A 24,872-nucleotide genomic window follows, 5' to 3' on the forward strand; every position below is an offset into this window, starting at 1 on the left:
ACACCCTGAGAGATCAGTTGGTCAGCGCCGGACGATCGCGATAGAGCGATGGGAAGAGGCGCTTGAGATCGTCGATCTTCGGCAGGTCATTGTAGACGATGTACGGCTGCGCGGGATGGCGAAGGAGATAGTCCTGATGATAGGCCTCCGCCGGGTAGAACGCCCTGAGCGGTTCGAGCGTCGTGACGATCGGCGCCGAGAAGGCCTTTGAATCAGACAGCTGCGCAACATAATCGCGCGCAGTCTTCTCCTGCTCGGCGTTCGCGACGAAAATCGTTGAACGATATTGCGCGCCTGCGTCAGGGCCCTGGCGGTTAAGCTGCGTCGGATCATGCGCGACCGAGAAGTAGACGCGCAGCAGTTCTCCAAGGCTCACGGTCTTCGGATCATACGTGATTTCAACCGCTTCCGCATGGCCCGTGTCGCCCTGCGCAACCCTGTCGTAGCGCGCCGTCTCCTTGGCGCCGCCGGCATAGCCGGACACGGCGCGCGAGACGCCCTTGACGCGCTGAAACACGCCCTGCACGCCCCAAAAACAGCCGCCGGCGACGACGAGCTTCTGTTCGCCGCCGCTCGCGGCCGGGGGATCGTAGGCGGGCGCCGGCAAGACGATGGCGCGTTCGGCGGCGCCGGCATGCAGCGGCGCAAGAATCGTCAGAACGGCGATGAGAACAGCGGCGCGCCTCATGAGGAATTTCCTACGCTTGTCCGCGACCGACGAAACGCAGCGCCACGCCGTTGATGCAATAGCGCAGCCCCGTCGGCTTTGGTCCGTCGGTGAAGACATGGCCGAGATGGGCGTCGCAGCGTTTGCAGGAGACCGCGACGCGCCTCATGCCGAACGACATGTCGGCGCTTTCAACGACATTCGCCTTGGAAATGGGCGCAAAGAAGCTCGGCCAGCCTGTGCCGGAGTCATATTTCGTCTTTGAGTCGAACAGCGCCGTATCGCAGCAGACGCATCGATAAAGACCGTCGGCGTGATTGTCCCAGTTGGGTCCGGTGAAGGCGCGTTCCGTTCCGTCCTTGCGGGTCACCTCAAAAGCGAGCGGCGAGAGCTGCGCGCGCCACTGCGCCTCGGTCCTGACGATTTTTTCCAGGCGCGAACGTCCAGCGCTCCCGCCGTTCAAGTCGAATGTTTCGATCTCGACCGATTCGGCGGCGGCATGCGCGTTTCGAGCGAAGGCCAGAAAAAAGGCGCCAGACATAAGGCTGCGACGATTCACGATCGACTCCTGCGTTCCGACTGCTATTCGGCCGCAGTCCGGAAAAAGTTACGCCGCGCCAGCGATCCTTCACCGGCGTCCGAAGAGCTTTTCGATGTCGGCGAGCTTCAGCTCAATATAGGTGGGCCGGCCGTGATTGCATTGGCCGGCGCCGGGCGTCGCCTCCATTTCGCGCAGCAGCGCATTCATCTCGGGCGCCGACAGCCGCCTGCCGGCCCGCACGGAATGATGGCAGGCGCAGGTCGCGAGCACATGATCGAGCCTGCGCGACAGCCCGCGCGCGTCGCCTTCTTCCGCCAAGAGATCGGCGACGTCCTCCACGAGACGCTTGCAGTCGACCTCGCCGAGCAGCGCCGGGGTCTCGCGCACCAACATGGCGCCGGGGCCGAAAGGCTCAAGCGCCAGACCGAGCGCCGCAAGTTCGTCCAGCGCCGGCGCAAGCGCGTTCATGCGCGACTCGTCGAGTTCGACGACGGCGGGGATCAGCAGCATCTGACGTGCGACGCCGGCCTCCTCGCGCTGGCGCTTGAGCTTCTCATAGACGATGCGCTCATGCGCCGCATGCTGGTCGACGATGACGAGACCGTCCTGCGTCTGGGCGATGATATAGGTTTCGTGCAGCTGCGCGCGCGCCGCGCCGAGCGGCGACTCGGCCTCTTGCGCCGGCGAATCATGCGCGCGCGAATCGGCCATCGGCGCGCCGGCGTCAAAAGCGGCCTGCGGCTGATCTTCGAAGCCGGAAGGCGCGTAAGGCGAGCGCGGCAGGCTCCAGTTCGCCGGCGCCGGCGCGCGATATTGGGCGCCATCGCCGCGCGCCAAAGCGTCGATCGCCGCGCGGGCGCCCGTGTTGGCGCTACGGCCGCTCTTTTCGGCAAGCGCCTGCTTCAACGCGCCGACGACGAGGCCGCGCACGAGGCCCGGATCGGCGAAGCGCACTTCCGCCTTCGCCGGATGGACATTGACGTCGACGCTGCGCGGATCGCAGTCGATGAAGAGCGCGGCGACGGGATGGCGGTCGGCGCTCAGAAAATCGAGATAGGCGGCGCGAATGGCGCCGGCGAAGAGCTTGTCGCGCACCGGCCTGCCATTGACATAGACATATTGCAGCTGGACGTTGCCGCGACTGTAGGTCGGCAGGCCGGCAAGGCCCGAAAGGCGCACGCCGTCGCGTTCCGCTTCGAGCCGAAACGCATTGGCGGCGAATTCTTCGCCAAGGATCTGGAAGATGCGCCGCGCCGAATCGTCGCCGCAGGGCGGATAGTCGAAGAGCGCGCCGCTGTCGGCGGACAGCGAGAACCGCGCCCGCGGATGGGCCATGGCGAGTCGCTTGACGACATCGACGATCGCCGCGGTTTCGGTGCGCTCGGTCTTTAAAAATTTGAGCCGCGCCGGCGTCGCGGCGAACAGCGTGCGCGCTTCAATCTTGGTGCCGCGCGGCCAGTTCGAGGCGCAGAGTCCGCGCTTTTCGCCGGCGTCGATACGGATTGAACAGCCGTGCGGGGCGCCCGTCGCCCGGGTGTCGATCGACAGATCCGCCACCGCCGCGATCGACGGCAGCGCCTCGCCGCGAAAGCCGAGCGTCGCGATCGCGGTCAGATCGCCGTCGGGGATTTTCGAGGTCGCATGGCGCTCGATGGCGAGCGCGAGGTCGCGTTCGTCCATGCCGCATCCGTCGTCGATGACCCGGATCAGCCTTTTGCCGCCCGCTTCGATCGCGACGTCGATGCGCGTCGCGCCGGCGTCAAGCGCATTCTCGACGAGCTCCTTGACGGCGGACGCCGGCCGCTCGACCACTTCGCCGGCGGCGATGCGGTCGACGAGAATGGGATCGAGACGGCGAACGGGCATGTGAATCGGCTCAGCGGGCCAGGGGTCAGGATTATAGCGGTTTTGGCGGAACAATCGCTATGAGCGACGCTTAGGGGCGGAGCGCACAACAGTGATGGAAGCCGAAATGACGAGCCCCCCGCGTTCGGCGGCGGATTCGGTTCACGACAGGGCGCCGGAGCGGAAATTTCTTCGCGTAACCCATTAAGACTCAATTGAACCCTACTTTATGTATGCTAGTGTCATACAGATGAGAGAACAGCCCTTGAGCAGCTCTGTCCTAAGCGTTCGGGTTTCCGCCGAGGAGCGCGCTCTTCTGGAAGAAGCGGCGGCGCAATCGCACACCACCTTGAGCGAATTCATGCGGCGTCGCTCGATCGAGGCGGCGGAAGCAGAGGTTCTCAATCGCTCCAACATCACCATTCCGGCCAAAGACTGGGCGGCGTTCGAAGCATGGATTGGCCGCCCTGCGGAGGCGGTTCCTGCGCTTGCGGAACTCGCGCGCCGCGCCCCGTCCTGGAAAGGCTAGCGCATGGCGGCGGTCACGCCGCCCCGTCCGCTCGCTGAAAGCGACGACCGCAGCCAATTCGACTGCGGGCGGGAATCCCTCAATAGCTGGTTTCGGCGCCATGCATGGGCGAACCACGCCAGCGACATGTCGCGCGTGAGCGTGATCGCGGATGCGACGAGCGGGCGCGTCGTCGGCTATGTCGCCCTGAGCGCCGCGCAAATCGAGCGTGCCTATCTGCCCAAGCCTCAGCAACGCAACCGCCCTGACCCCGTGCCCGTCCTGCTGCTCGGCCGGCTCGCGGTCGATAAGGCCTGTCAGGACAGAGGCTATGCCGTCGACCTGCTGCACTACGCCCTGAAGACCGCGCTACGGGTTTCCGAAAGCGTCGGGAGCATGGGCGTGATTACGCACCCGCTCGATGACGGCGTGAGGGGCTTCTATGCGCGATGGGGATTTCAGGAGCTGCCCTTCGACCCGCGCCGCGCGATGATTGTCCGCATGGCGGACTTGCGGGCGAATTTCAGCAACAAATCATAGTTGCTTAATTGCTGGCAATGCAGCAATTGTATTTCAGATATTGTGAAAGCTAGAGTTTTTGCCGTGGCATTCTTTTTGCCGACTGTGTAACCTTTTGTCGCTTTCCTATGAGGGGAATCATCGATGCGGCTAACAGGATTTCAGGTCAAAAATTTTCGTTCTGTCGTCGATAGCGGGTGGATTGAAACTGACGGAGTAACCGCCCTCGTTGGCGTGAACGAGTCCGGCAAGACAAACCTTTTGCTGCCATTGTGGAAACTAAACCCCGCACAAGAGGGGGAGCTGAAGCCCACGTCGGATTACCCAAAAGCTAATTATGGAGCGGTTCGCGCTAATCCCTCCGAATTCCAGTTCATCACCGCCGAATTTGATTGCAGTGAGCTAGCTAGTGACCTCGCAAAAATGTCAGGAGCGCCGAAGGAAGCGTTAGATATTGTTCGTGTCTCTCGTAATTTCGATGAGGAATATTCTATTTCGTTTCCAAAGCACCAACAGGTGCGGTCGCGTAAAGCCTCTGACATACGAAGCTTAATTGAGGGAGCAATATCCGAGATAGAGGGGATGCAGCCGCTTGCGAAGGAAGCTGCCACCAAGCCAGAGCTGCTCAAGGCACTGGCGACGCTGAATGCAGAGATAATAGTTGATGAAATCGGAGCTGCTGAAATTGCAGAGCTCCTCAGCATCCTAAAGAAGTCAAATCCGTCGAGCCCAGCCTCAACGAGCACTATTGTTCCCCGCTACGCTCGTCTTGCTGAGGAATTAGCTGAAATTGCGGAAAAAATTAACGCTCCCGCTCCCTCGGATGTCGAAGGTGTTCTTGACTATGTAATCGAGCGTATTCCCCGCTTTGTCTATTACTCCAACTACGGGAATTTAGATTCCGAGATTTATCTTCCTCACGTCGTTGATAATCTCAAGCGAACCGACCTTGGTGCACGCGAAGCTGCTAAAGCCCGAACACTTCGGGTGCTGTTTAGCTTTGTTCGCTTGAAGCCCCAAGAAATTTTAGAACTCGGCAGAGATTTCAGCGATGCACAAGGCAGACAGCCAACTCCTGCTGAAATCGAGGCTATCGCTGAGAAGAAGCGGGAACGCACCATCCTGCTAAATTCCGCTGGCACCGACCTGACAAAAAGATTCAAGGACTGGTGGAAGCAAGGCGACTACACATTCGAGTTTCAAGCTGACGGCAACCATTTCCGCATTTGGGTTAGTGACGCTCGCCGTCCTGAGAAAGTTGAGCTCGAAGACAGGAGCACGGGCCTTCAATGGTTTCTGAGCTTCTATCTCGTGTTTTTGGTTGAGAGCCGCAAAGATCACGAAAACGCAATTTTGTTGCTCGATGAGCCGGGCTTGTCCCTGCATCCCCTAGCACAACGTGATTTGTCCGCTTTTTTTGAAAATCTCTCCGCAACAAACCAAATTCTCTATACGACGCATTCCCCTTTCCTAGTGGACGCGGACATGTTGGACCGAGCGCGTAAGGTGTTTGTGGCGGGTGACGGCTCTACGAAAGCTTCTGCCGACCTCCGGCGGGGTAACGAAGACCCACGAAAGTCCGGCGCGACTTACGCTATCTACTCGGCCCTCAACATGAACGTTGCGGAGAGCATTCTTTATGGATGTCACCCCGTGATTGTCGAGGGGCCGTCTGACCAACATTATCTTGCGACAATCAAGATGCTCCTGATACGGACGAAAAAAATAAGCCCAAAACGCGAAATTGTTTTCCCACCCTCTCATGGAGCAAGAAACGCCAAGGTGGTTGCTAGCATTCTGAGTGGTCGGGATGAAGTTCTTCCATTTATGCTTCTAGATGGTGACGAAGCCGGAAAAAAGATGGCAACGGATCTACAGAATGGGTTCTATCAAAAAGCGAAAGACCACATAATGTTGACAGACAGCTTTGTGGGTTTTGAAGATTCCGAAATCGAAGACTTGTTCCCTCCTGAATTTTTGGCTGATGTAATCGACCGTTGGGAGCGCCGTTCCGATACGCCGTTTGCAGACGTAGTGGAAAAGGGAAAGCCTATTGTCCCTCAGATTGAAGCATGGGCGGCAAGTCAAGGAATCACATTGCAAGAGGGCTGGAAAGTGGACGTTGCGCGAGAGGTCAAGAAGCGAGCCCTCGCGGTCGGGTTGGACAAGTTTTCAGGCGTTTTGGATAATTGGAAGAAACTTTTCGAGAAGCTCCTGGCTTCTGACGGAAGCTAAAGCCGCGCAATCGTCCAGCCGCTCACATTTTAGCCGAGGCCAATTTCCGCAAGCGTTTCCGAGCCTTTGTCGGCGGATGGCTTCGTTCTTCTGATCGTCGGTGAGGTTCGGTTTGCGCCCCAGCTTCACAACCCGCGCCTTGGCGCGGCTGCCCCCTTCGCTGGTGCGCGCGCGGATGAATTCGCGCTCGAACTCGGCGAGAAAGACGGTGAGCATAAGCCGCCCGTGCGGGGTTGTCGTGTCCGCCCATGCGGCTTGCGAGCGAGCGGATTTCGGCTTCTGCTTTCCCGATACGGCGCGCGGCAAGCCGCCTTTATTCCGGCGTCCATTCGATTGCGGCAAGATCGCGCGCGCCGTCGATGATTCGCACGATCTGTGCGCCATATTCGGTGAGACGGTAAAACGCCAGCCAACGCTCGATCACCCATACCCGCGCGTCGGGCGCAATCTCCGGACGCGCCTGTCCGATGTGCGGATGCCGTGCGAGATGGGCGCAACCTTCCTCGATGCGGTCATAGATCGCGTCGGCAATCGCCTCGCTATTCCTTGCAGCAATGTAAAGCCAGATATCCAAGAGGTCTTCGCGCGCGCGGCGCGTGTAATGGAGTTTGGCCACGCGATCAGTCTTTTGCGGCGGCTTGGCGCGCGCGCGCTTCCTTCTTCAATTCGGAAAAGTCCAGCTCGCCGACGTCGCCGCTGTCAACGCCCTGCCGCCAGGCTTCCCGCAGGAGCCGCAGTTTTTCAGCCTCCTGCCGCTCGGCCTTCTCCATCATCCGCAGCGCTTCGCGGACAACCTCGCTCGATGAGCTGTAGCGCCCGCCCGCGACCTTCGCCTTGACGAATTCCGCCAGCTCGTCGGTCAAGGACACGTTCATATTCATTGGGATGCCTCTTGGGTGCGCCTAACGACAAAATACCGCGAAATAGCAAATTTTGCTAATATTAGGCATCTAGAGGCGTCAGATCCGCAAATTTCGTCAAGCCGCCAAACCTCACGCGAGCGGCGCCAGCACCAGCGCCAAATTCTCCACCGCCACGATTCGCGCCCTGGCGCCGGGCGCGAGGCTCTCGACCGGCGACTCTTGCGCAAGTCGCGCCTGCCATTCGACGCCGGACCAGAAGACGACGCCATGCGTCTTCGTCACCTCATGCGTCGTCGTCAGTTCGCGCCCGATCAGATCGCTGCTCTTATCTTCTTCGATGTCGGCGTTTTGAAACCGCTGCAGCGGCTTCCTGCCGACGATGGCGATCAAGAGACTGGCGCCGGCGACGATCGCCGCGGTTTCGACGAGCGGCGGGCGCCAGCCGGTGGCGTAGAGAACCGCGCTGGTCAGCAGCGCCCCGACCGCGACGAACATCACCGGCGAGAGGCCGATCACCACAATGTCGAGTCCGAGCAGGATGAGGCCGGCGATCAGGCTCGCATTGGCGGGATCATAGAGAAAGGCGGTCTCCATCTATTCCGTTTCCCGCCAGGGCTGCGCGCGGCGCTGCTGCGCGTCGCTCGACGCGGGGCTGGCGTTGACGGCCTTGAGCACCGCCATCGCCTTGGCGATCCAGCCGGCGGGGTCGGCGCCGTCGCCCATCAGCACCAGGGAATTGCCGGCCTTGGCGAGGCGGCCATATTGCTCGATGGCGCTTTTGGCGACTTCGAGCTGCACCGCCTGATCGCCGCCCTGCTGGGTGATTTGCGTGCGCACCAGTTCGATGGCCTTCGCCTGGCCTTCGGCGCGCAGAATCGCCGCCTGTTTCTCGCCGTCGGCGCGGTTGATCTCGGACTGTTTCACGCCTTCCGATTCGAGCACCGTCGCCCGCTTGTCGCGCTCGGCCTTCATCTGCCGCTCCATCGACTGGCGCAGCGATTCGGGCATGGCGATGTCCTTGATCTCATAGCGCGTGACATGCGCGCCCCAGAGCTGGGCGGCGTCGGAGACGGCGCGCACGACCCGCTCGTTGATCTCGCTTCGGTTCTCGAAGGTCTTGTCGAGCTCCATCGAGCCGATCGCCGAGCGCATCGAGGTCTGCGCCAGATTGATGATGGCGCGGCGGATGTCCTGCGCGCCATAGGCCGCGTCCTTGGCGTTGACGATCTTGTAATAGAGAACGCCGTCGATGGTGACGGTGGCGTTGTCCTTGGTGATCGCGTCCTGCTCCGGCACGTCGATCACCTGTTCGCGCAGATCGAAAGTGTAGGCCACCCGCTCGACGATCGGCCAGACGAAATTGACGCCGGCGGTCAGCGATCGGTTGTAGCGGCCCAGCCGCTCGATGACGAGCACGGTCTGCTGGCGCACGAAGCGCACCATCGTCGACAGCGCCAGCAGCGCGACATAGGCGAACCAGAACAGCGGATTTTGGAAGAGGCCGATCGGCAGGCCGAGGTTGAAGGATCGGTCGATGATCAAGAGGCCGATGGCGGCGGCGCCGACGATAAAAAGTGCGAAACCCATGGAATGAACCCTCCGCGATAGGCGCGTTGAGAGAATGTCATCGAGCGACAGAGACACGGGCGCTCCTATTCATGGCGCATGGGGGCGGCCTTCCCGCGAAGGCGCGCCCTGGGCGCCGGTCGAGATCTAGCGCGCCAGACACGCTGAAGGCGTGCGCCGGCGCATGTGTTCGATGCTCAGCGCTGTCTCCACCAGCTTTCGAGCGTCGGACCGAACATCGGCGATGCATAGCGCGGCAGTCGCGCCGGGCGCGCGATGTCGGTCGAATGCGCCAGCCATTGATCGGACGCATGAAACAGCGGCACGACGTAGAAGCCGGACAGCAGCACGCGGTCATAGGCGCGAACGGCGGTGATGAAATCGTCGTGGCTTGTCGCGGCCAGCAGGGCGGCGATGAGCGCATCGATCGCGGGCGAAGCGGCGCCGGCCAGATTGAAGGAGGCTTCCTGGTTTGCGCTCGACGACCCCCAGCGCATGCGCTGCTCATTGCCCGGCGACGCCGAGGCGATCCATTGGCCGAGCATCATGTCGAAATCAAACTTCTGGCGGCGGCGCTGATATTGCACCTCGTCGACGAGGCGCACGCGGGCGTCGACGCCGATGCGCTGCAGCGAGCCGGCGTAGTTGAGCGCAAGCCGCTCCTGATTGCGGTCCTTGACCATGATCTCGAAGGCGACGGGCTCGTCGTCCTTGCGCAACACGCCGTTTTCGATGCGGTAGCCGGCGCTCTCGAGCAGATCGAGCGCGCGCTTGGCCATCTCGCGGTCGCGGCCGGAGCCGTCATTGACCGGCGGTCGCCAGCGGCCTTCCAGAATGTCGTCGCGCACGGCGCCCGGAAACGGCGCCAGCAAAGCGCGCTCCCCGGCGGAGGCCGGGCGGCCGGAGGAGGACAATTCGGATTCGTCGAAGAAGCTTTTGGTGCGGGTGTAGAGGCCGGCGTAGAGATTGGCGTTGACCCACTCGAAGTCGAACATCATGCCAAGCGCTTCGCGCAGGCGGATGTCCTTGAACAGGGGACGGCGCGTATTGAAGACGAACCCTTCCATGCCTTTGGGGTTTTCGTTCTTGAGCGTCTCCTTCACCACGCGTCCGTCGGCGAGCGCCGGGAAGTCGTAGCCGCTCGCCCAGCGCGTCGTGCTGGTTTCGTCGCGATAGTCGAGCAGGCCCGCCTTGAAGGCCTCGAACAGGGAGTTGCCGTCGCGGAAATATTGAATGTCGATCTCGTCGAAATTGTAGAATCCGCGCTGGCTCGGCAGGTCGGCGCCCCAATAATCCTCATTGCGGCGCAGCAGCAGGCGGGCGCCGACTTGCGCGTCGGCGATCACATAGGGGCCGGAGCCGACGGGCTTGGCGAGCGTCGCTTCGGAAAAGCGTTCGACGTCGGTCGCGTGTTTGGGCAGCACCGGCATGATCGCGAGGATGAGCGGCAGCTCCCGGTCGCCGACGCCTGAGAGGTCGTAGTGGACGGTGTGCGCGTCGGGCGCGTCGATCGATTTGACCAGCCCATAGGCGATGCGCTGCTGCGGCCGGCCCTTCGTCTTCAAGAGATCGAAGGAGAACAGCACGTCTTCCGCGGTGATCGGCTTGCCGTCGGAAAAGCGCGCGCGCGGGTCGAGATGGAAGGTCACCTGCGAACGCGCCGGATCGACGTCGATCGAGCGCGCGATCAGCCCATAGAGGGTGAAAGGCTCGTCCTGCGAGCGGGCCATCAGGCTTTGGAAAACATTGCCGACAAGGCCCTGCGCGGCGGTTCCCGACTTGAGATTGAACGGGTTGAGGCTGTCGAAGGTGCCGGCGAGGCCGACGCGAAGTTTGCCGCCCTTGTTCGCGCCCGGCTCGGCGTAAGGGAAGTGATGGAAATCGCTCGGTAAAGCAGGCGCGCCGTGCATGGCGATCCCATGCGTCGGGCAGGGCGCTTCGGCCGCCCGGGGAGGCGGCGCGGCGCCCGAAGCGGGCGCGGCGATAAGGAGCGAGAGGGCGAAGCTGAGCGCGCGGCGCCCCCGCATTGGCTGTTCGCCGCCGCCGCTGGCGGGGCGTCTTGCAGGAATCGGGTGAATCTTCATCGGCGGACCATAATCCAACGTCCTGTCGCAAGAAGCGAGTCGCGCTTAAGTTTTCGGTCATTTTTTTGAGATAGTTGTGGGCAAAAAGCGCCGACTCCAAGCATTGAGCGCTCCGTCCGGCTGGAATTTACTGCCGCGACCATGTAAGAGCGATGCCGTCGCCTCGTCGGCGTCTCGCGATCGCGCTGGAACACGGGCTGGTCTAGTTCCATGGCGCTGTGGCGCGAAGGCGGCTCCCGTTATGACGCGATCTTGAAACTATCCGGAGCCGGAGAGCGCCGGCCAGCAGGACAATCGAAAGGAACTTCCGATGTCGACCCATATCTCGCGTTCTTGCGCGATCGCCCTTGCGGGAGCGTTGCTGTTCGTCGGCGGCGGCGCATTGGCTCAGCAGGCGCCCGCGGGCGGCGCAGCGCCGCAGCAACAACAGCAGCAGCAGCAGCCTCAGGGCCCGATCGCCGCCGAACTCGTCGCTGTCCAGCCGGACTGGACCAAGGTGTGCGGCGCCGATCCGCAGACCAAAAAGGAAATGTGCTACACGACGCGCGACTTCGGCGTGTCGGCGAAGGAGGGCGAGGCGCCCCAGCCGCTGCTCGCGCTCGCGATTTACGATCCCAAGGGCGACGATCAGAAGATCATCCGCCTGCTGCTGCCGCCGGGCCTCATGCTGAAACCCGGCTTCCGCTTTGCGATCGACAAGGGAGCGCCGGAAAGCGGCGCGTTCGAAATCTGCTTCCCCAATGGCTGCTTCGCCGAAGCGAAGGTCAAGAAGGCGGTCGTCGACGGTATGAAGAAGGCCGAGAAGATGACGGTGGTCGTCAAGAATCAGGCGAACGGCGAAGTCACCTTCTATCTGCCGCTCGCCAATTTCGGCAAAGCCTTCGACGGCCCCGCCGTCGACCCGAAGGTCCTCGAAGAGCAGCAAAAGAAGCTGCAGGAAGAACTGCAGAAAAAGGCCGAGGAGGAGCGCAAGAAGCTCGAGGCTCAGAAGGGCGCCGCCACCGCGCCCGCGCCGAAGCCCGCGCCGGCCGCCACGAAGAAATAAGTTTGTAACGAGCCCGAGACGAACGCCCGCGCGGGACGCTCCCGCGCGGGTTTTTTTTAAGGGCATGGCCTTGGGCGCGAACCGCGCGCGGCGCAGCGCCGCCGTTCCGGCCCCTGGTTTTCCGGGAGATTCGCTGAACGCCCGACGAGTCGCGCGTAACGACAGCGTCACTTTGACGCGCGGCGATTAGCCGGTCTATATAGGCCGTCCGGCCCTATCGATCGCAACCACCGGCGAGGTCAAAGCACGCATGTCTATCGCCATCGCCATGGTCCTGGTCGTCGCCGGTTCGATCCTGTTTCACGTGTTGAGTCCCTGGCGGGCGACGCCGATCGCGTCGAACTGGGGCTTCATCGACGACACGATGGGGCTGACCTTCCTGGTGACGGGGGCCGGTTTCGTCGCCGTCATCCTGTTTATGGCCTATTGCCTCTATCGCTTTCGCCATGTGCCGGGCCGGCGCGCCGCCTATGAGCCGGAGAATCAGAAGCTCGAAGCCTGGCTCGGCATCGTCACGACGGTCGCCGTCATCATACTCCTCGCGCCCGGCCTGCTTGTCTGGGGCCAGTTCATCACCGTGCCTAAGGACGCGATGGAGGTCGAAGCGGTGGGAGTCCAGTGGAACTGGAGCTTCCGCCTGCCGGGCGCCGACGCCCAGCTCGGCTCGAGCGATGTGCGCTACATCGATTCAACCAATTCGATGGGTCTGAGCCCGGCCGATCCGAAGGGACAGGATGATCTGCTGATCTCAAGCGGGGAGCTGCACCTGCCGCTCGGCAAACCGGTCAAGCTCCTGCTGAGATCGATCGACGTCCTACATGACTTCTATGTCCCCGAGATCAGGGCGAAGATGGACCTCGTGCCGGGCATCGTCACATATTTTTGGTTCACGCCGACCAAGATCGGCGAATATGAGATACTCTGCGCCGCCTATTGCGGCACGGGGCATCCGCAGATGCGCGGCAAGATGGTCATAGAGTCGGAGGCTGACTTCGAGACCTGGCGCACGGCGCAGCAGACGTTCGAGCAGTCGCGCAAGAGCGCCGCAGGCCAAGACAAGCGGGCCTCTGCTCAATGACGCTCACCGATGCGAGTTGCGCCGCTTTGACATTCATCGCCGCTGATCGAGCGCCGCTGCGACGGGGCTCGATCGATCGCCGGAAGCGCGATCGCGGCGAAGGGAGGAACGTTCCATGACCGACGCCAGCGTACCACAGAACGTCGCGCCGCCGCCGGCGGAGGTGCCGGACGTCGAACTCTATCACGCCCACAGCTGGATCACGAAATATGTGTTCAGCCAGGACGCCAAGGTCATCGCCATTCAATACGCCGGCACGGCCATCACCGTCGGCATTCTGGCCCTGGCGCTGTCATGGGTGATTCGCCTGCAGCTCGCCTTTCCGGGCGCGATCCCCTTCATTGACGCCAATGTCTATTACCAGTCCGTGACCATGCATGGCATGATCATGGTCGTCTACATGCTCACCGCCATCTTTCTCGGCGGCTTCGGCAATTATCTCATTCCGCTGATGGTCGGCGCGAGGGACATGGTGTTCCCTTACGTCAACATGCTCAGCTACTGGGTCTATCTGCTCGCGACCCTCGTTCTCGTCTCGAGCTATTTCTTCCCGGGCGGGCCGACCGGCGCCGGCTGGACCCTTTATCCGCCGCAATCGATTCTGACAGGCACGCCGGGCCACGAATACGGCATCATCCTGATGCTCGTCTCTTTGATCCTGTTCATCGTCGGCTTCACGATGGGCGGACTGAATTACGTGGTGACGGTGCTGCAAGGGCGCACCCGAGGCATGACGCTGATGCGCATGCCGCTGACGGTTTGGGGGATCTTCTCCGCCGCCGTCATGGCGCTTCTCGCCTTCCCCGGCCTCTTCGTCGCCTGCGTCATGCTGCTCCTCGATCGCACGCTGGGCACGAGCTTCTTCATGCCGTCGCTCGTCGAACTCGGCGAGCGCAAGGACTATGTCGGCGGCAGCCCGATCTTGTTCCAGCACCTGTTCTGGTTCTTCGGCCATCCGGAGGTCTATATCGTCGCGCTGCCGGCCTTCGGCGTCGTGTCCGATCTGATCAGCGTGCATGCGCGCAAGAACATCTTCGGCTACCGAATGATGGTCTGGGCGATCATCGCCATCGGCGTGCTCAGCATGGTGGTCTGGGGCCACCATATGTATATCAGCGGCATGGACCCGTGGTTCGGGTTCTTCTTCGCGGTGACGACGCTCGCGATCGCCGTGCCGACCGCGCTGAAAGTGTATAATTGGGTGCTGACCCTTTGGCACGCCGACATCCACTTCACGACGCCGATGCTGTTCGCGCTGGGGTTCCTCGTCACTTTCGTCAACGGCGGCATCACCGGCCTCTATCTCGGCAACGTCATCGTCGACGTGCCCTTGTCGGCGACGCTGTTCGTCGTCGCGCATTTCCACATGGTGATGGGCATCGCGCCGGTGCTCGTCATCTTCGGCGCCATCTATCATTGGTATCCGAAGATCACCGGCCGCATGATGGACGAGCGGCTCGGCAAGATTCATTTCTGGATCACCTTCCTTGGCGCCTATGCGATATTCTTTCCGATGCACTATCTGGGCGTGCTCGGGATGCCGCGGCGCTTTTATGAGATGGGCGAAACCGCCTTCGTTCCCGCATCGGCCGCCACGCTCAACATTTTCATCACGGTCATCGCGTTGGCGGTCGGCTTCGCGCAGTCGATCTTCTTTTACAATCTGTTCAAGAGCCTGAAATACGGCGCCCCCGCCGGCGGCAATCCCTGGCGCGCCGCTTCGCTCGAATGGCAGACTCCCGAGACGCCGCCGGGACACGGCAATTGGGGTAAGCAGCTTCCGGTGGTTTATCGCTGGCCTTACGCCTACAGCGTGCCCGGCGCGCCGGAGGATTATCTGCCGCAGAACGCGCCGCCGGTCAGAGGAGAGCGTTCGCCATGAGCGTCATGGGGCTCTTCTTCATCTTTATCGCCACCGTCTCCGTCATGTGGTTGGTCCGCCAGGGGGTGATGGAGTCGCCTTGGCTCGAGGAAGGCGAGGTTGCGCATTATCGTCGCGCCGGCGGCGCCGAGCCGCCGACGGCCGGGAGAGTGGGGCTCGCGGTCTTTCTCGCTGTCGCAGGCTGTCTATTTTCTCTGCTCGCCGCGGCTTTTTTCATGCGCGGCGACGCGCCTGACTGGCAGATGCCGCCGATCCCCCGCGTTCTTTGGGTCAACACTTTCCTTCTTGCCGCCAGCAGCGTCGCCCTGCAGGTCGCGGTCTTCGCCGCCCGGCGCGCCGACGCCGAGCGGGTCAAGACGGCGCTGCTTGTCGGGGCCGTAACCGCGGCGCTTTTCCTGATCGGTCAAATCTGGGCGTGGCGCGAACTTCTCGAGCTGCGTTTCTTCGCCTCGAGCAACGCCGCGAACGCCTTCTTCTATCTGCTGACGGGCGTGCACGCGCTGCATCTCATTGGCGGTCTGGTGGCGCTTGCGCGAACCACCGACAAGGTGCGTGGCGCCGAGCAAGTCACCAAGGCGCTGACGACGCGCGTCGAGCTCTGCGCCATCTACTGGCATTTTCTGCTGTTCGTCTGGTTGCTGATGTTCGCCATGCTGATCGGCTGGGCCGATGGTTTCGGCGCCATCTGCCGGCGTCTGCTTTCGTAAAGGGAACGCGCTATGACGGCGGAGCCTGTCACGACTGAACATGTAACGACTGAGCCCAATCTGCGGAGCAGCCTGATCGGCATGGTCTCGGACTGGTCCTCGGATCAGCGCTCTTTCAAGAGCGCGTCCTGGGGCAAGGCGATGATGTGGATCTTCCTCGTCAGCGACACCTTTGTCTTCAGCTGCTTTCTGATTTCCTACATGACGGTGCGCATGTCCACGACGGTGGAATGGCCGCACCCGAGCGAAATCTTCGCGCTGGAGATCGGCGGCAAAAAAATTCCGCTCATCCTGATCGCCATCATGACCTTCGATCTCATCACGAGCTCGGGCACCATGGCGATGGCCGTCAACTTCGCCTATGCGCGCGAGCGCAGGAAGGCGGCGATTTTGATGCTGGTGACGGCGTTCTTTGGCGCCGCCTTCGTCGGCATGCAGGCCTTCGAATGGACCAAGCTCATTCACGAAGGCGTGCGGCCCTGGGGCAATCCCTTCGGCGCGGCGCAGTTCGGCTCCAGCTTCTTCATGATCACTGGCTTCCACGGATTCCACGTGTCGATCGGCGTGATCTTCCTGCTCATCATCGCGCGCGCCGTCTGGCGGGGCGATTATGACGTGGGGCGACGCGGTTTTTTCACGAGCCGCAAGGGTCGATACGAGATCGTCGAGATCATGGGCCTATATTGGCACTTCGTGGATCTCGTATGGGTGTTCATCTTCGCATTCTTCTATCTGTGGTGACGTCTCCGACGGGGGAACTGATGACGGCGACGACGGAAAATTCGAGTCACGGACATGCGCCTGTCGCGCAAGCGGCCCAGCCAGCGGCGCAGGCGCATGGCCAGCAGCATCCTATCAAGCTCTATCTTCTGGTGTGGGGGCTGCTCTTCGTTCTGAGCGCATGCTCCTATCTCGTCGATTATTTCGACTTTCAGGGCTATCTGCGCTGGTTCCTGATCGTCCTGTTCATGCTGCTGAAGGCCGGGCTCATCGTCGCCATCTTCATGCACATGGCGTGGGAGCGGCTGGCGCTGGTCGTCGCCATTCTGCTGCCGCCGCTGGCGGTGCTGGTGCTCATGGCGATGATGGCGTGGGAAGGCGACTACACCAATTATCTGCGCGTGGTCTTTTTCGGCGCGTGACGCGCGTTCGCTCGCGCCGCCTGAACGAGTCGCGCAGATAGCCATCGGAGAAAATCGCGAATGCGAAGGGACGATCAGCGCGTCGCCAATAAGGCGATCCTCATCGTGCTTTCGGCGCTCTGCCTCGTCATGATCATTTTTCTCGGCGCCTGGACGCTCGTCGCCCATCTGCAGTAGCGCGGCTTCTGCTACTCCTATTCCTCGAGCACGCCCTCTTCATTGACCGCGTGCGCCAGGCCGGCCGTCGTCATCAGCCCTGCGACGCTAACGGCGACCATAAGCGCGACGACGCCCGTCAGTCCCCAGCCGGCCTGCAGTTGCGGCACCACGAATGTGCCGAAAGTGGCGCCGACCTTGGCGCTCGCCGCCGCGAAGCCGCTCGCCGAGGCGCGAATCGCCGTTGGAAAAAGCGTCGGCGCGAGGGTGAAGGTCGTCGCGTTGGGTCCGGCGTTCATCGCGAAATTGAACAGCATGAAGCCGCCGATGACGAAGGCGAGATGCGCATTCGCGCCATTGTCCGACATCGCCGCGAAGAGCAACAGCAGCATGCCGAGCCCCATGCCGCTAAATCCCGCGACCTGCATGGTGATCCGCCCGAAGCGCGGAACGGCCCAGAGGCTCGCCACAAAGCCGATGATGAGAAAAGCGTCGACGATGGCGCTGCCTTCCGCATCGGCGAAGTCGGCCGCGATCGAGCCGGCGTCGGCGGCGCCAAGATGCATGGCGCCGAGAATGACCGGGGTGAACAGGCCGACGCCGTAGGTCGCGACGTCCATCAGCATCCATGGCAAGGAGACGAGCATCGTGCGTGCGCGATAGGCTTGGCGGAACAGCGTCGAATAGCCGACGTCCTGCCTGACCGGCGTAGCGTTCGGTCTGGCGTTCGCCAAAGCGACGCCTTCCGCGCGAAGATCCATCGGCTTTTCGCCGAACTCCGTCGACAATCTCTTGAGCAGCGCCGCCGCTTCGCCGATCCGCCCCTTCGCCACCAGCCAGCGCGCGCTTTCCGGCGCCCATATGCGCGCGGCAAGAAAAAGCAGCGCGATGGCGCCGCCGGCGCCGAACAGCAGCCGCCAGTCTTCCGTCGAGGGGCGCAGCTTCAATATCGCGAGGCCGGCGAGCGCCGCCGCCGCCATGCCGACCGACTGCAGGGAGATCGTCGCCACGGTCATTCTGTTGCGCGACGCGCGCGGCATCAGCTCCGACACATAAGCGCCGCTCGTCGGAAAATCGATGCCGACGCCGACGCCAAGAAGAAACTGCGAGAGCAGGATCAAGCGGGCGTTGGGCGCCGCCGCGCCGATGAAGCAGGCGAGCGCGATGATGGCCATGTCGGCGATGAAGACGCGCTTGCGGCCGAATCTATCCGCGCCGATTCCGCCGAGCGCCGAACCCGCGACCGCGCCGAGCACCAGCGCCGATCCAATAAGGCCGACGAAAAGCGGGCTGATCGGAAAGTCGCGCTTGAGCAACGGCAGCGCGACGCCCAATCCTGACACGGAGAAGCCGTCCAGAAGGGCGCCGCCGCTCGCCGCGAGCCAATAGGCGTAATGACGCCATGTCATCGGCGCTTCGTCGAGCGCGGAAAAAATCGAGGCGGCGTTTACCGGCGACGCCGTCACCGGCCTTTGCTCCTTTCCTCTTCGCTCTTTGCTTGATCGTAAAGCTTGCGAATCTGCTCGATGTCGACGGAGGGCTTGGGCAGCTTCAGATTGAGATCGTCGAGCGTATCGGCGATGATGCTGGAAACCGCGAGATTGCGAAACCATTTGTGGTTCGACGGGATCACGAACCAGGGCGCATGGCCGGTCGAGCAGCGCGACAAGGCCGCCTCGAACGCCTTGATGTAATCGTCCCATTTCTCCCGCTCGGAATAGTCGCTGGCGCTGATCTTCCACTGGTGCGCCGGATCGTCGAGCCGCGCCTTGAAGCGCTCGAGCTGTTCTTCTTTTGAGATATAGAGAAAGAACTTCAGAATGGTCGTCTTGTTTTCTACCGCCAGCAGCTTTTCCCATTCATTGATGAAGTCGTAGCGCGGCTTCCACACGTCTTTTGGCGCGAGCTTATGCACGCGCACGACGAGCACGTCTTCGTAATGCGAGCGATTGAAGATCGAAACGTAGCCGCGTTGCGGCGCATGCGGATGAACGCGCCACAGGAAGTCGTGCGCTTGTTCCTCGGGAGTCGGCTGCTTGAACCCCGTCACTTGCACGCCTTGCGGGTCCATGGCGCTGATGACGTGCCAACAGGTGCCGTCTTTGCCGGCGCTGTCGATCCCTTGCAAAACGATCAGCAGAGAATGCGTGCGGTCGGCGTAGAGTTTACGCTGCAGCTCGGTGATGCGCGCGAGATTGCGCTGCAACGCCTGCGCCGCTTCGGCATCATTCGCATAGTCGCCATGAAAACCCGGATCGATCGATTCGAGATCGACGTCCGAGCCGGGCTCGACGCGGAACCTCTTGACGAAATTCATGTGCTCCGCCTCCTTCGACCTGTCGCTCCAGTCAACCGGCGAGGGCGACGCGACCGGCCGTCAGGCTCTTGTCGCGCCGGCCGGCCAGACGCCAGTAGATCATCTTCACAATCTCGGTCACGACCACCCAAAGGAGGCAGTAGAGCCACACGCCGACGATCGCCGCGCCGGGAACGGCGTCGACGCCGACTCCGTAAAGGCAAAGCAGCACGGCGACGACCTGAGTCGCGGCGATCGCCCAGAACAGTCTGGCGCTTGGATAGGGCGGCGCAAAAATCGCGTTTTTGGTGCGCACGCTGAAGAGCAGCAGATGGCCGCCGACGGCGAGCTGAAGAAACAGCAGCGTCTGAAGCTGGCCCGGATCGATCGGGATCATCGTCTGCAGCGCATCGTCGAGCGTCCAGCGCATGCCGATCAGCAGAAAACCGAAGGTTTCGGCGACCGCGATCAGACCCATCAGCGATGCGAAAATGAAGATGCGCCGCATGTCCCATCTCACCGGCTGCGGCGCGACGGGGACATTGTCATAGGCGATCGTCATGATGGGGATGTCGTCGAGCAGCGCAAGCGCGACGATCATGATGGCGGTCAGCGGTTGAAAATCGAAAAACACGATCGACGCGACGACGACGATCATGATGTCGAGCGTCATCGCGATCCGATAGTAGATGTAGCTTTCGATGCGCTGGAAAATCTGCCGCGATACGCGGATCGCGTTGACGATGGTCGAAAGTCCCGGCGCCGTGAGGATCAACGCGGCGGCGCTCCGCGCCGCATCGGTCGCGCCGCTGACGGCGATGCCGCAGTCGGCTTGTTTGAGCGCCGGCGCGTCATTCACGCCGTCGCCGGTCATCGCGACGATATGGCCGACCGACTGAAGCGCCTTGACGATCTCATATTTGTGTTCCGGGAACACTCTGCCGAATCCGTCGGCCCGCTCCACCGCGTCGACGACGCTGCGCGGCAGGGCGCTGGCCTTGACGTCGCCTTTGAAGACGTCGCTCGCGACGAGAAGATGCGAACCCATGCCGAGCTGCGCGGCGATCTCGTCGCCGATGGCGACGTCATCGCCGGTCACCATCTTGACTTGCAGCCCGAGCCTGCGGGCCTCCGCGATCGTCGACTTGGCGTCAGCGCGCGGCGGGTCCATGAGCGAGATCAGGCCGACCAGCTGCCACCGCGCGCCATCTTCCGACATGGCGACGCCCAGTGCGCGTTGGCCCTTGGCGGCGAGCGCCGCCACGTCGTTTTGATAGCGCTGCAACGTCTGAGAGTCGGGCCGCACCAGCGCGGATATCGCCTGCGGCGCGCCTTTGGCGTAATGGCGAACGCCGCCAGTAGCGTCGGCGACCGTCGAGATTGTGCGTTTGCTGACGGGATCGAATGGCGTGAAAGCCTTCTGCTTGAAGCCTTCAAGCGCATCATGCGCCGGCAGCGCCGCCATCACCGCGAGGTCGATCGAGTCTTCGCTGCTCTTTTCCGTCGCCAGCGCGGCGAAGAGCATTACGTCGTCGCTCTTGAACGCCCCATAGGGAAGGGCGCTTTGCACGGTGAGCTTGTTCATCGTCAGCGTGCCGGTCTTGTCGCTGCACAGCACGTCGACTCCGGCAAGCTCCTCGATCGCGTTCAGGCGCGAAACAATGGCTTTCTGCAAGGAGAGCGCATAGGCGCCGATCGCCATCGTCACCGACATGACCGCCGGCAGCGCGACCGGAATCGAAGCGATCAGCAGCACCAGCACGTATTGGGCGATGGAGCCGACGCGATCCCAACTCCAATCGTCCGTGGCGATGACTTCCCGATAGAGTTGCGCGCCGACGAGGATCAGCGCCAGAAAAAATGCGAGCACGAGGAGAAAGTCGCCGACCTCCGTCACTGCGCGTTGCGAATGCGAAACGGCGCCGGCGGCGCCGACGAGCTTCGCGGTGCGGCCGAAGAAGGTGCGCTCGCCCGTCGCCGTAACGACGCCTGTCATCGCGCCTTGTTTGGCGATCGCGCCCGAATAGGCGTCGTCGCCAATTTTCTTTGAGACGGGCAGCGATTCGCCGGTGAGCGCCGCCTGATCGCAGCTCAAATAATCGCCTTCGATGAGCAGCAGATCGGCGGGGATGATTTGGCCCGCGGCGACGCTGACGATATCGCCCGGCGTCAGTTCAGCGGCGGGAATCGAGGTCCAGGCGCCGTCGCGCAGCACGCGCGCGCGGGGCGCGAGGTTTTTCTTCAGGGCCGCGAGCGCATTCGCCGCCTTGTTGTCCTGCCAGAATCCGACCACGGCGTTATAGAGGAGAAGACCGGCGACGACGCCGAAATCGGGCCAGTCCCGCCGCAGGGCGGAAATGACCGCGGCGGCTTCGATGAGAAACGGCAGCGGCCCCCAGAAATAGTTAAGGAGACGGCGCCACTTGCTTTCCGTCTTGTCCTCTAGCGTGTTCGGGCCGTATTCCGCGAGCCGTCGCGCCGCTTCGGCGGCGGTGAGGCCGCTCTCGGTCGTCTTCAGCGTCTCGAGTCGCTGCGAGATTTTGATCTGCGCCGGATCTAGGGAAAGCGCTGGCGAAGATTGGCCCGCCGGCGATTTCGCGCTGACGTCCGGCATGCTTGCTCTCCCCATCAGATCATCAAAAATATCCGAAACCGAATCTTACGGCGTGATCCGAGTCTCGCCAAGAGACACGCTCAAAAAGGCGAGCGCGAGTCGAAATTAACCGTGCACAGCCTATTCGGCGGCGGTGCAGGCGGCGCCGTCGTTCGACGCGCCTATGGCGTTGTCCTTCACGATCTTGTCGGCGCGGGCCTTCGCATCTGCGAGATCCTTGTCATAGACGTCGGTCAGATATTCATTCGTCGTCGTCTTGACGATCGAGTGATTCGGCGATTGCAGCGGGCCGGACACATTAATCGAGGCGACCGTCGACAGGCCGGGACGCAAGGGCTGTTTCTCGAGTTCGTCCGCCCGCAAGGCGATGCGCACCGGAATGCGCTGAACGATTCGAATGAAGTTGCCGGTCGCGTTATCGGGGGGCAGAGCCGCGAAAACGGCGCCGGAGCCCGGAACGAGCCCCGCCACTTCTCCGTGGTAGATGTGCTCCGATCCGTAGAGATCGACCTTGATCGTCGCCGGCTGCCCGGGACGAACCTTGGCCATCCTGTTTTCCCAGAGATTCGCTTCGACCCACAGATGGTCGAGCGGCACGATATTGAGGATGGCGTCGCCGGGGCGCACCCGCTTGCCGACCTGAACGCTGCGCTTGGCGACATAGCCGGTCGCCGGCGCCCGAATGTTCTGGCGCACGAATTCGACGTAAGCGTCGTTGTATCGCGCCTTGGCGGCCTCGATGTCGGGATGGTTCATCCGCGTCACGCCGACGACGCGCGCCTCGACCGACTGATATTCCGCCTGCGCCTCGCGCAGATCGGCTTCCTGCGCGGCGAGCTGGTCCTCGGTGTTCTGCAGCACCTGTCGCGAAGCGGCGCCGCTCAGCGTCGCCTCGCGATATCTTGCGAGATCGTGGCGCGTCCTGTCGCGAAGCGCGGCGCGGGAAATGACCTTTTGGCAGACCTGGCGGCGCTGCGCGTAAAGCGCGCCGACGGCGCGAACCGCGCGGCCCAGTTCGGCCTCCGCCTGCGCGAGCGCCGCTCTTGCGCGTTGGCCGTCGAGGCGAACGAGCACGTCGCCCTTCTTGACGAGCTGCGTTTCTTCAGCGAGCACGGCGGCCACGACTCCCGTCGCGTCCGCCTGAACCGGAATGATGTTGCCGGTGATGAAGGCGTTGTCCGTCGTCACCCAGTCGCGGTCGTAAAAATACCATCGCGAGAGCGCGATCAGCGCGCCGGCAAGACCCGCCGCAATGACGATCTTGAGCAGGAACTCTCTGCGGGAGCGGATGCTTTTGCGGGATAGCGCCATCGATGGGGTTCGCGTTCTTCTGATGGAGGCGTGACGCGTTCAGCCGCCGCCAAGCGACTGGATCGTCTCGACGGCCGGCGTCAACGGGTCGGTTTCGGGCGCCGGCTTCGGCGCGGCCGGCGGCGGACCATCGGCATAGCCGCCGCCCAGCGCCTGAAACAAGTCGACGGCGGCGATCAGTCTGTCGCCTTCAAGCGCGCGCTGCGCGAAGCCGGACTCAAGAAGGTCGACGCGCTCGGCGACGGTTTCGCGGCGATCTTTAATGCCGTCGCGCAGCCGCGATTGCGCGAGGTCATATTGCATGCGCGCCGCGCGCAGATAGCGGCTCTGCGCCTCATATTCGGCGCGCGCGCGCTTGAGATTGGCGATGGCGTCGGCGACCTGCTGCGCCGCTTGCAGCAGCGTCTCATTATACGAGTCGACCGCCTGATCATAATCGGCGCGCTGAAACTCCAGATTTCCGCTCAGGCGGCCGCCCTGAAAAATGGGCAGGCGCAGTCCGGGCGAGACTGCGTAGCCGATCGCCGAGGGCGTGAAGAGATAGCCGGCGAGCTTGCTGATCTTCGTCGAGGTCACCGAGCCTTCGAAGCCGCCGGTGATCGCGAGATCGATCGAGGGAAGAAACATCGTTTTGGCGACGTGAACCCGGGCCGCCGCCGCCTCGGCGCGGCGCAGCGCGGCGGCCAGATCCGGACGGTGCGCGAGCAGTTCGATCGGCAGGCTGCGCGGCAGCGGCGGCGACGCCGGCGCTGGCGCGCTTCGGCCGGCGTAAAGGTCGCGCGCGGCGTCGGGGCCTTCGCCCATGAGCCGAGCGAGCGCGTCCTTCTGCAGCGTCACGAGCGCCTGTGCGGCCGCTTCGCGCCGAACGGCGTTTTCGAAGTCGGCGCGGGCGATCTGCACCCCGTCCAAGGAGTCTAGCCCGGTGCGGTAGCGGGTTTCAGCCAGCGAAACCAAGTCGCGGCGCAGACGCGTCAAAGCTCTGGCGACCTCGAGCTGGCGCGCCGCGGCGTAGCCGCGCAGGTAGGCGCGCGCGACCGAGGCGGTCAGCAGCAGGCGCGCCTGCGCCCATTCAGCCTCCTGCGCCGCCGACTCGCCGATCGCCGAGTCGAGCAGCGCCCGGTTTTTCTGCCAGAAATCCAGCTCCCAGGTCAGCGCAAGCGGATTGATGAAGGCCATGGTCTTCTCCAATCCGCCCTGCGCTGGATTGTAGGAGGCCACGACGCCGTGCAGCGGGTTGCGCGACTGCCGCATGCCGAAGGTCGCCTGGACCTCGGGCAGAAGCCGCGCGCCGGCGACCTGCACGATGGCGTCCGCGCCGCGTAGAGCGTCTTCCGCTTTCTTGAGGCTTTGATTGTCGCGCAACGCCTTGTCGATGACGCCGTCAAGCTCCGCGCTGCGGAACCCGCGCCACCATTCATCGCGCGGCCAGGCCGTTTCGCCGGCGGCGGCTTTCAAGCCGGATCCGGCCAGCGTGCGCTCCATCGCCGGCGCGCCGAGAAATTGGGCGCGCTCCACCGGCGTTGTGGGCGCGCAGCCGGCGAGAAAAAGCGCGATCGGGGTCCCGCAGCACAGCCGTCGACGTCGCGTCCCGCGCCGAATCACGCCGACGCCCCAAGCGGCGACGCCACACGCGGCGACGCTCCCGCGGCCAGGACGCAGGCGGGAAGGCGCACGACGGGTGCGGGCTCTCTATGCAACAGACACTCCTACCCTGCGCCGGCGATGTTAAGAAGGCGGCGGCGAGTTCGCAGGAGTCATCAGCCTTTCGGCGGTTATCGGGGGAACCCCATCCCCATCCGTTAAAACTTAGTTT

At 62.9% G+C, this 24,872-nt stretch carries 23 protein-coding genes and 1 riboswitch; of the genes, 9 read left to right on the top strand and 14 right to left on the bottom strand.

Annotated elements, in window-relative coordinates; translation table 11 throughout:
* Positions 1–13: 13 nt before the first annotated feature.
* The 3 genes from msrA to mutL all read right to left on the bottom strand — a co-directional run bounded on the left by msrA (position 14) and on the right by mutL (position 3,074).
* Positions 14–688 (bottom strand): peptide-methionine (S)-S-oxide reductase MsrA, encoded by a 675-nt coding sequence (gene msrA / locus BN69_RS12095; protein ID WP_014891902.1) that lies wholly within the window; start codon positions 686–688, stop codon positions 14–16.
* A 10-nt stretch (positions 689–698) separates the two neighbouring features.
* Positions 699–1,226, bottom strand: a complete 528-nt coding sequence (gene msrB, locus BN69_RS12100) for a peptide-methionine (R)-S-oxide reductase MsrB (protein ID WP_371212348.1) — start codon at positions 1,224–1,226, stop codon at positions 699–701.
* Positions 1,227–1,295: 69 nt separating this feature from the next.
* A complete protein-coding gene (gene mutL, locus BN69_RS12105; protein WP_014891904.1) occupies positions 1,296–3,074 on the bottom strand; it encodes a DNA mismatch repair endonuclease MutL in 1,779 nt (592 codons plus the stop codon).
* A 244-nt stretch (positions 3,075–3,318) separates the two neighbouring features.
* Here mutL and BN69_RS12110 point away from each other — a divergent pair, with 244 nt between their 5' ends.
* From BN69_RS12110 to BN69_RS12120, 3 genes are all read left to right on the top strand, one after another.
* Positions 3,319–3,582 (top strand): type II toxin-antitoxin system TacA family antitoxin, encoded by a 264-nt coding sequence (locus BN69_RS12110; RefSeq protein ID WP_014891905.1) that lies wholly within the window; start codon positions 3,319–3,321, stop codon positions 3,580–3,582.
* Between the two features lie 3 nt (positions 3,583–3,585).
* Positions 3,586–4,101, top strand: a complete 516-nt coding sequence (locus tag BN69_RS12115; RefSeq protein WP_014891906.1) for a GNAT family N-acetyltransferase — start codon at positions 3,586–3,588, stop codon at positions 4,099–4,101.
* Positions 4,102–4,224: 123 nt separating this feature from the next.
* Positions 4,225–6,315, top strand: a complete 2,091-nt coding sequence (locus tag BN69_RS12120; RefSeq protein ID WP_014891907.1) for an AAA family ATPase — start codon at positions 4,225–4,227, stop codon at positions 6,313–6,315.
* Here BN69_RS12120 and BN69_RS20095 read toward each other — a convergent pair.
* From BN69_RS20095 to BN69_RS12145, 6 genes are all read right to left on the bottom strand, one after another.
* Positions 6,253–6,699 (bottom strand): recombinase family protein, encoded by a 447-nt coding sequence (locus BN69_RS20095; RefSeq protein WP_371212349.1) that lies wholly within the window; start codon positions 6,697–6,699, stop codon positions 6,253–6,255. The genes BN69_RS12120 and BN69_RS20095 overlap by 63 nt on opposite strands.
* On the bottom strand, positions 6,629–6,931 hold the full coding sequence (locus BN69_RS12125; protein WP_014891908.1) for a type II toxin-antitoxin system RelE/ParE family toxin: 303 nt from the start codon (positions 6,929–6,931) through the stop codon (positions 6,629–6,631). The genes BN69_RS20095 and BN69_RS12125 overlap by 71 nt, the downstream gene beginning before the upstream one ends.
* Positions 6,932–6,935: 4 nt before the next feature.
* Entirely contained in the window at positions 6,936–7,196 is a 261-nt protein-coding gene (locus tag BN69_RS12130; protein WP_014891909.1) for a type II toxin-antitoxin system ParD family antitoxin, read from the bottom strand.
* Between the two features lie 111 nt (positions 7,197–7,307).
* Positions 7,308–7,772, bottom strand: a complete 465-nt coding sequence (locus BN69_RS12135; RefSeq protein WP_014891910.1) for an NfeD family protein — start codon at positions 7,770–7,772, stop codon at positions 7,308–7,310.
* On the bottom strand, positions 7,773–8,765 hold the full coding sequence (locus tag BN69_RS12140; RefSeq protein WP_014891911.1) for an SPFH domain-containing protein: 993 nt from the start codon (positions 8,763–8,765) through the stop codon (positions 7,773–7,775).
* Between the two features lie 176 nt (positions 8,766–8,941).
* Positions 8,942–10,771: an extracellular solute-binding protein gene (locus BN69_RS12145; protein ID WP_014891912.1), complete on the bottom strand. Its 1,830-nt coding sequence runs from the start codon at positions 10,769–10,771 to the stop codon at positions 8,942–8,944.
* A gap of 367 nt (positions 10,772–11,138) precedes the next feature.
* On the opposite strand from BN69_RS12145, the gene BN69_RS12150 reads away from it, so the two are divergent.
* The 6 genes from BN69_RS12150 (at position 11,139) to BN69_RS12175 (ending at position 16,682) form a co-directional block, all read left to right on the top strand.
* Positions 11,139–11,873 (top strand): invasion associated locus B family protein, encoded by a 735-nt coding sequence (locus BN69_RS12150; RefSeq protein ID WP_014891913.1) that lies wholly within the window; start codon positions 11,139–11,141, stop codon positions 11,871–11,873.
* A 250-nt stretch (positions 11,874–12,123) separates the two neighbouring features.
* The gene (locus BN69_RS12155) at positions 12,124–12,951 is read left to right on the top strand and encodes a cytochrome c oxidase subunit II (protein WP_014891914.1); all 828 of its coding nucleotides are present in this window, start codon (positions 12,124–12,126) and stop codon (positions 12,949–12,951) included.
* 115 nt (positions 12,952–13,066) lie between these two features.
* Positions 13,067–14,833: a cytochrome c oxidase subunit I gene (locus BN69_RS12160; protein ID WP_014891915.1), complete on the top strand. Its 1,767-nt coding sequence runs from the start codon at positions 13,067–13,069 to the stop codon at positions 14,831–14,833.
* Positions 14,830–15,540, top strand: coding sequence for a cytochrome c oxidase subunit 3 (locus tag BN69_RS12165; RefSeq protein ID WP_014891916.1), 711 nt, complete (start codon positions 14,830–14,832; stop codon positions 15,538–15,540). The genes BN69_RS12160 and BN69_RS12165 overlap by 4 nt, the downstream gene beginning before the upstream one ends.
* 81 nt (positions 15,541–15,621) lie before the next feature.
* Positions 15,622–16,281 carry a heme-copper oxidase subunit III family protein gene (locus BN69_RS12170; protein ID WP_244435092.1) on the top strand — a complete coding sequence of 220 codons (660 nt, stop codon included), beginning with the start codon at positions 15,622–15,624 and terminating at the stop codon, positions 16,279–16,281.
* A gap of 20 nt (positions 16,282–16,301) precedes the next feature.
* Positions 16,302–16,682, top strand: a complete 381-nt coding sequence (locus BN69_RS12175) for a cytochrome C oxidase subunit IV family protein (protein WP_014891918.1) — start codon at positions 16,302–16,304, stop codon at positions 16,680–16,682.
* Positions 16,683–16,876: 194 nt separating this feature from the next.
* Here the strand turns inward: BN69_RS12175 and BN69_RS12180 are convergent, their stop codons facing one another.
* From BN69_RS12180 to BN69_RS12200, 5 genes are all read right to left on the bottom strand, one after another.
* Positions 16,877–18,304: an MFS transporter gene (locus tag BN69_RS12180; protein ID WP_014891919.1), complete on the bottom strand. Its 1,428-nt coding sequence runs from the start codon at positions 18,302–18,304 to the stop codon at positions 16,877–16,879.
* Positions 18,301–19,155: a polyphosphate kinase 2 family protein gene (locus BN69_RS12185; protein ID WP_014891920.1), complete on the bottom strand. Its 855-nt coding sequence runs from the start codon at positions 19,153–19,155 to the stop codon at positions 18,301–18,303. The genes BN69_RS12180 and BN69_RS12185 overlap by 4 nt, the downstream gene beginning before the upstream one ends.
* 31 nt (positions 19,156–19,186) lie before the next feature.
* Entirely contained in the window at positions 19,187–21,748 is a 2,562-nt protein-coding gene (locus tag BN69_RS12190; protein WP_014891921.1) for a plasma-membrane proton-efflux P-type ATPase, read from the bottom strand.
* A 120-nt stretch (positions 21,749–21,868) separates the two neighbouring features.
* The gene (locus tag BN69_RS12195; protein WP_014891922.1) at positions 21,869–23,059 is read right to left on the bottom strand and encodes an HlyD family efflux transporter periplasmic adaptor subunit; all 1,191 of its coding nucleotides are present in this window, start codon (positions 23,057–23,059) and stop codon (positions 21,869–21,871) included.
* 39 nt (positions 23,060–23,098) lie between these two features.
* The gene (locus BN69_RS12200; protein ID WP_014891923.1) at positions 23,099–24,661 is read right to left on the bottom strand and encodes an efflux transporter outer membrane subunit; all 1,563 of its coding nucleotides are present in this window, start codon (positions 24,659–24,661) and stop codon (positions 23,099–23,101) included.
* 139 nt (positions 24,662–24,800) lie between these two features.
* Positions 24,801–24,862, bottom strand: a riboswitch (Fluoride riboswitch).
* Positions 24,863–24,872 lie beyond the last annotated feature (10 nt).

Source organism: Methylocystis sp. SC2 (genome assembly GCF_000304315.1).
Taxonomy (GTDB): Bacteria; Pseudomonadota; Alphaproteobacteria; order Rhizobiales; family Beijerinckiaceae; genus Methylocystis.

What these genes read in the sequence shown, in the direction of transcription:
- msrA (WP_014891902.1), bottom strand. Translation starts at nt 688, where the DNA reads ATGAGGCGCGCCGCTGTTCTCATCGCCGTTCTGACGATTCTTGCGCCG.
- mutL (WP_014891904.1), bottom strand. Translation starts at nt 3,074, where the DNA reads ATGCCCGTTCGCCGTCTCGATCCCATTCTCGTCGACCGCATCGCCGCC.
- BN69_RS12115 (WP_014891906.1), top strand. Translation starts at nt 3,586, where the DNA reads ATGGCGGCGGTCACGCCGCCCCGTCCGCTCGCTGAAAGCGACGACCGC.
- BN69_RS12120 (WP_014891907.1), top strand. Translation starts at nt 4,225, where the DNA reads ATGCGGCTAACAGGATTTCAGGTCAAAAATTTTCGTTCTGTCGTCGAT.
- BN69_RS20095 (WP_371212349.1), bottom strand. Translation starts at nt 6,699, where the DNA reads ATGGCGCACAGATCGTGCGAATCATCGACGGCGCGCGCGATCTTGCCG.
- BN69_RS12130 (WP_014891909.1), bottom strand. Translation starts at nt 7,196, where the DNA reads ATGAATATGAACGTGTCCTTGACCGACGAGCTGGCGGAATTCGTCAAG.
- BN69_RS12135 (WP_014891910.1), bottom strand. Translation starts at nt 7,772, where the DNA reads ATGGAGACCGCCTTTCTCTATGATCCCGCCAATGCGAGCCTGATCGCC.
- BN69_RS12140 (WP_014891911.1), bottom strand. Translation starts at nt 8,765, where the DNA reads ATGGGTTTCGCACTTTTTATCGTCGGCGCCGCCGCCATCGGCCTCTTG.
- BN69_RS12145 (WP_014891912.1), bottom strand. Translation starts at nt 10,771, where the DNA reads ATGCGGGGGCGCCGCGCGCTCAGCTTCGCCCTCTCGCTCCTTATCGCC.
- BN69_RS12150 (WP_014891913.1), top strand. Translation starts at nt 11,139, where the DNA reads ATGTCGACCCATATCTCGCGTTCTTGCGCGATCGCCCTTGCGGGAGCG.
- BN69_RS12155 (WP_014891914.1), top strand. Translation starts at nt 12,124, where the DNA reads ATGTCTATCGCCATCGCCATGGTCCTGGTCGTCGCCGGTTCGATCCTG.
- BN69_RS12160 (WP_014891915.1), top strand. Translation starts at nt 13,067, where the DNA reads ATGACCGACGCCAGCGTACCACAGAACGTCGCGCCGCCGCCGGCGGAG.
- BN69_RS12165 (WP_014891916.1), top strand. Translation starts at nt 14,830, where the DNA reads ATGAGCGTCATGGGGCTCTTCTTCATCTTTATCGCCACCGTCTCCGTC.
- BN69_RS12170 (WP_244435092.1), top strand. Translation starts at nt 15,622, where the DNA reads ATGGTCTCGGACTGGTCCTCGGATCAGCGCTCTTTCAAGAGCGCGTCC.
- BN69_RS12175 (WP_014891918.1), top strand. Translation starts at nt 16,302, where the DNA reads ATGACGGCGACGACGGAAAATTCGAGTCACGGACATGCGCCTGTCGCG.
- BN69_RS12185 (WP_014891920.1), bottom strand. Translation starts at nt 19,155, where the DNA reads ATGAATTTCGTCAAGAGGTTCCGCGTCGAGCCCGGCTCGGACGTCGAT.
- BN69_RS12190 (WP_014891921.1), bottom strand. Translation starts at nt 21,748, where the DNA reads ATGCCGGACGTCAGCGCGAAATCGCCGGCGGGCCAATCTTCGCCAGCG.
- BN69_RS12195 (WP_014891922.1), bottom strand. Translation starts at nt 23,059, where the DNA reads ATGGCGCTATCCCGCAAAAGCATCCGCTCCCGCAGAGAGTTCCTGCTC.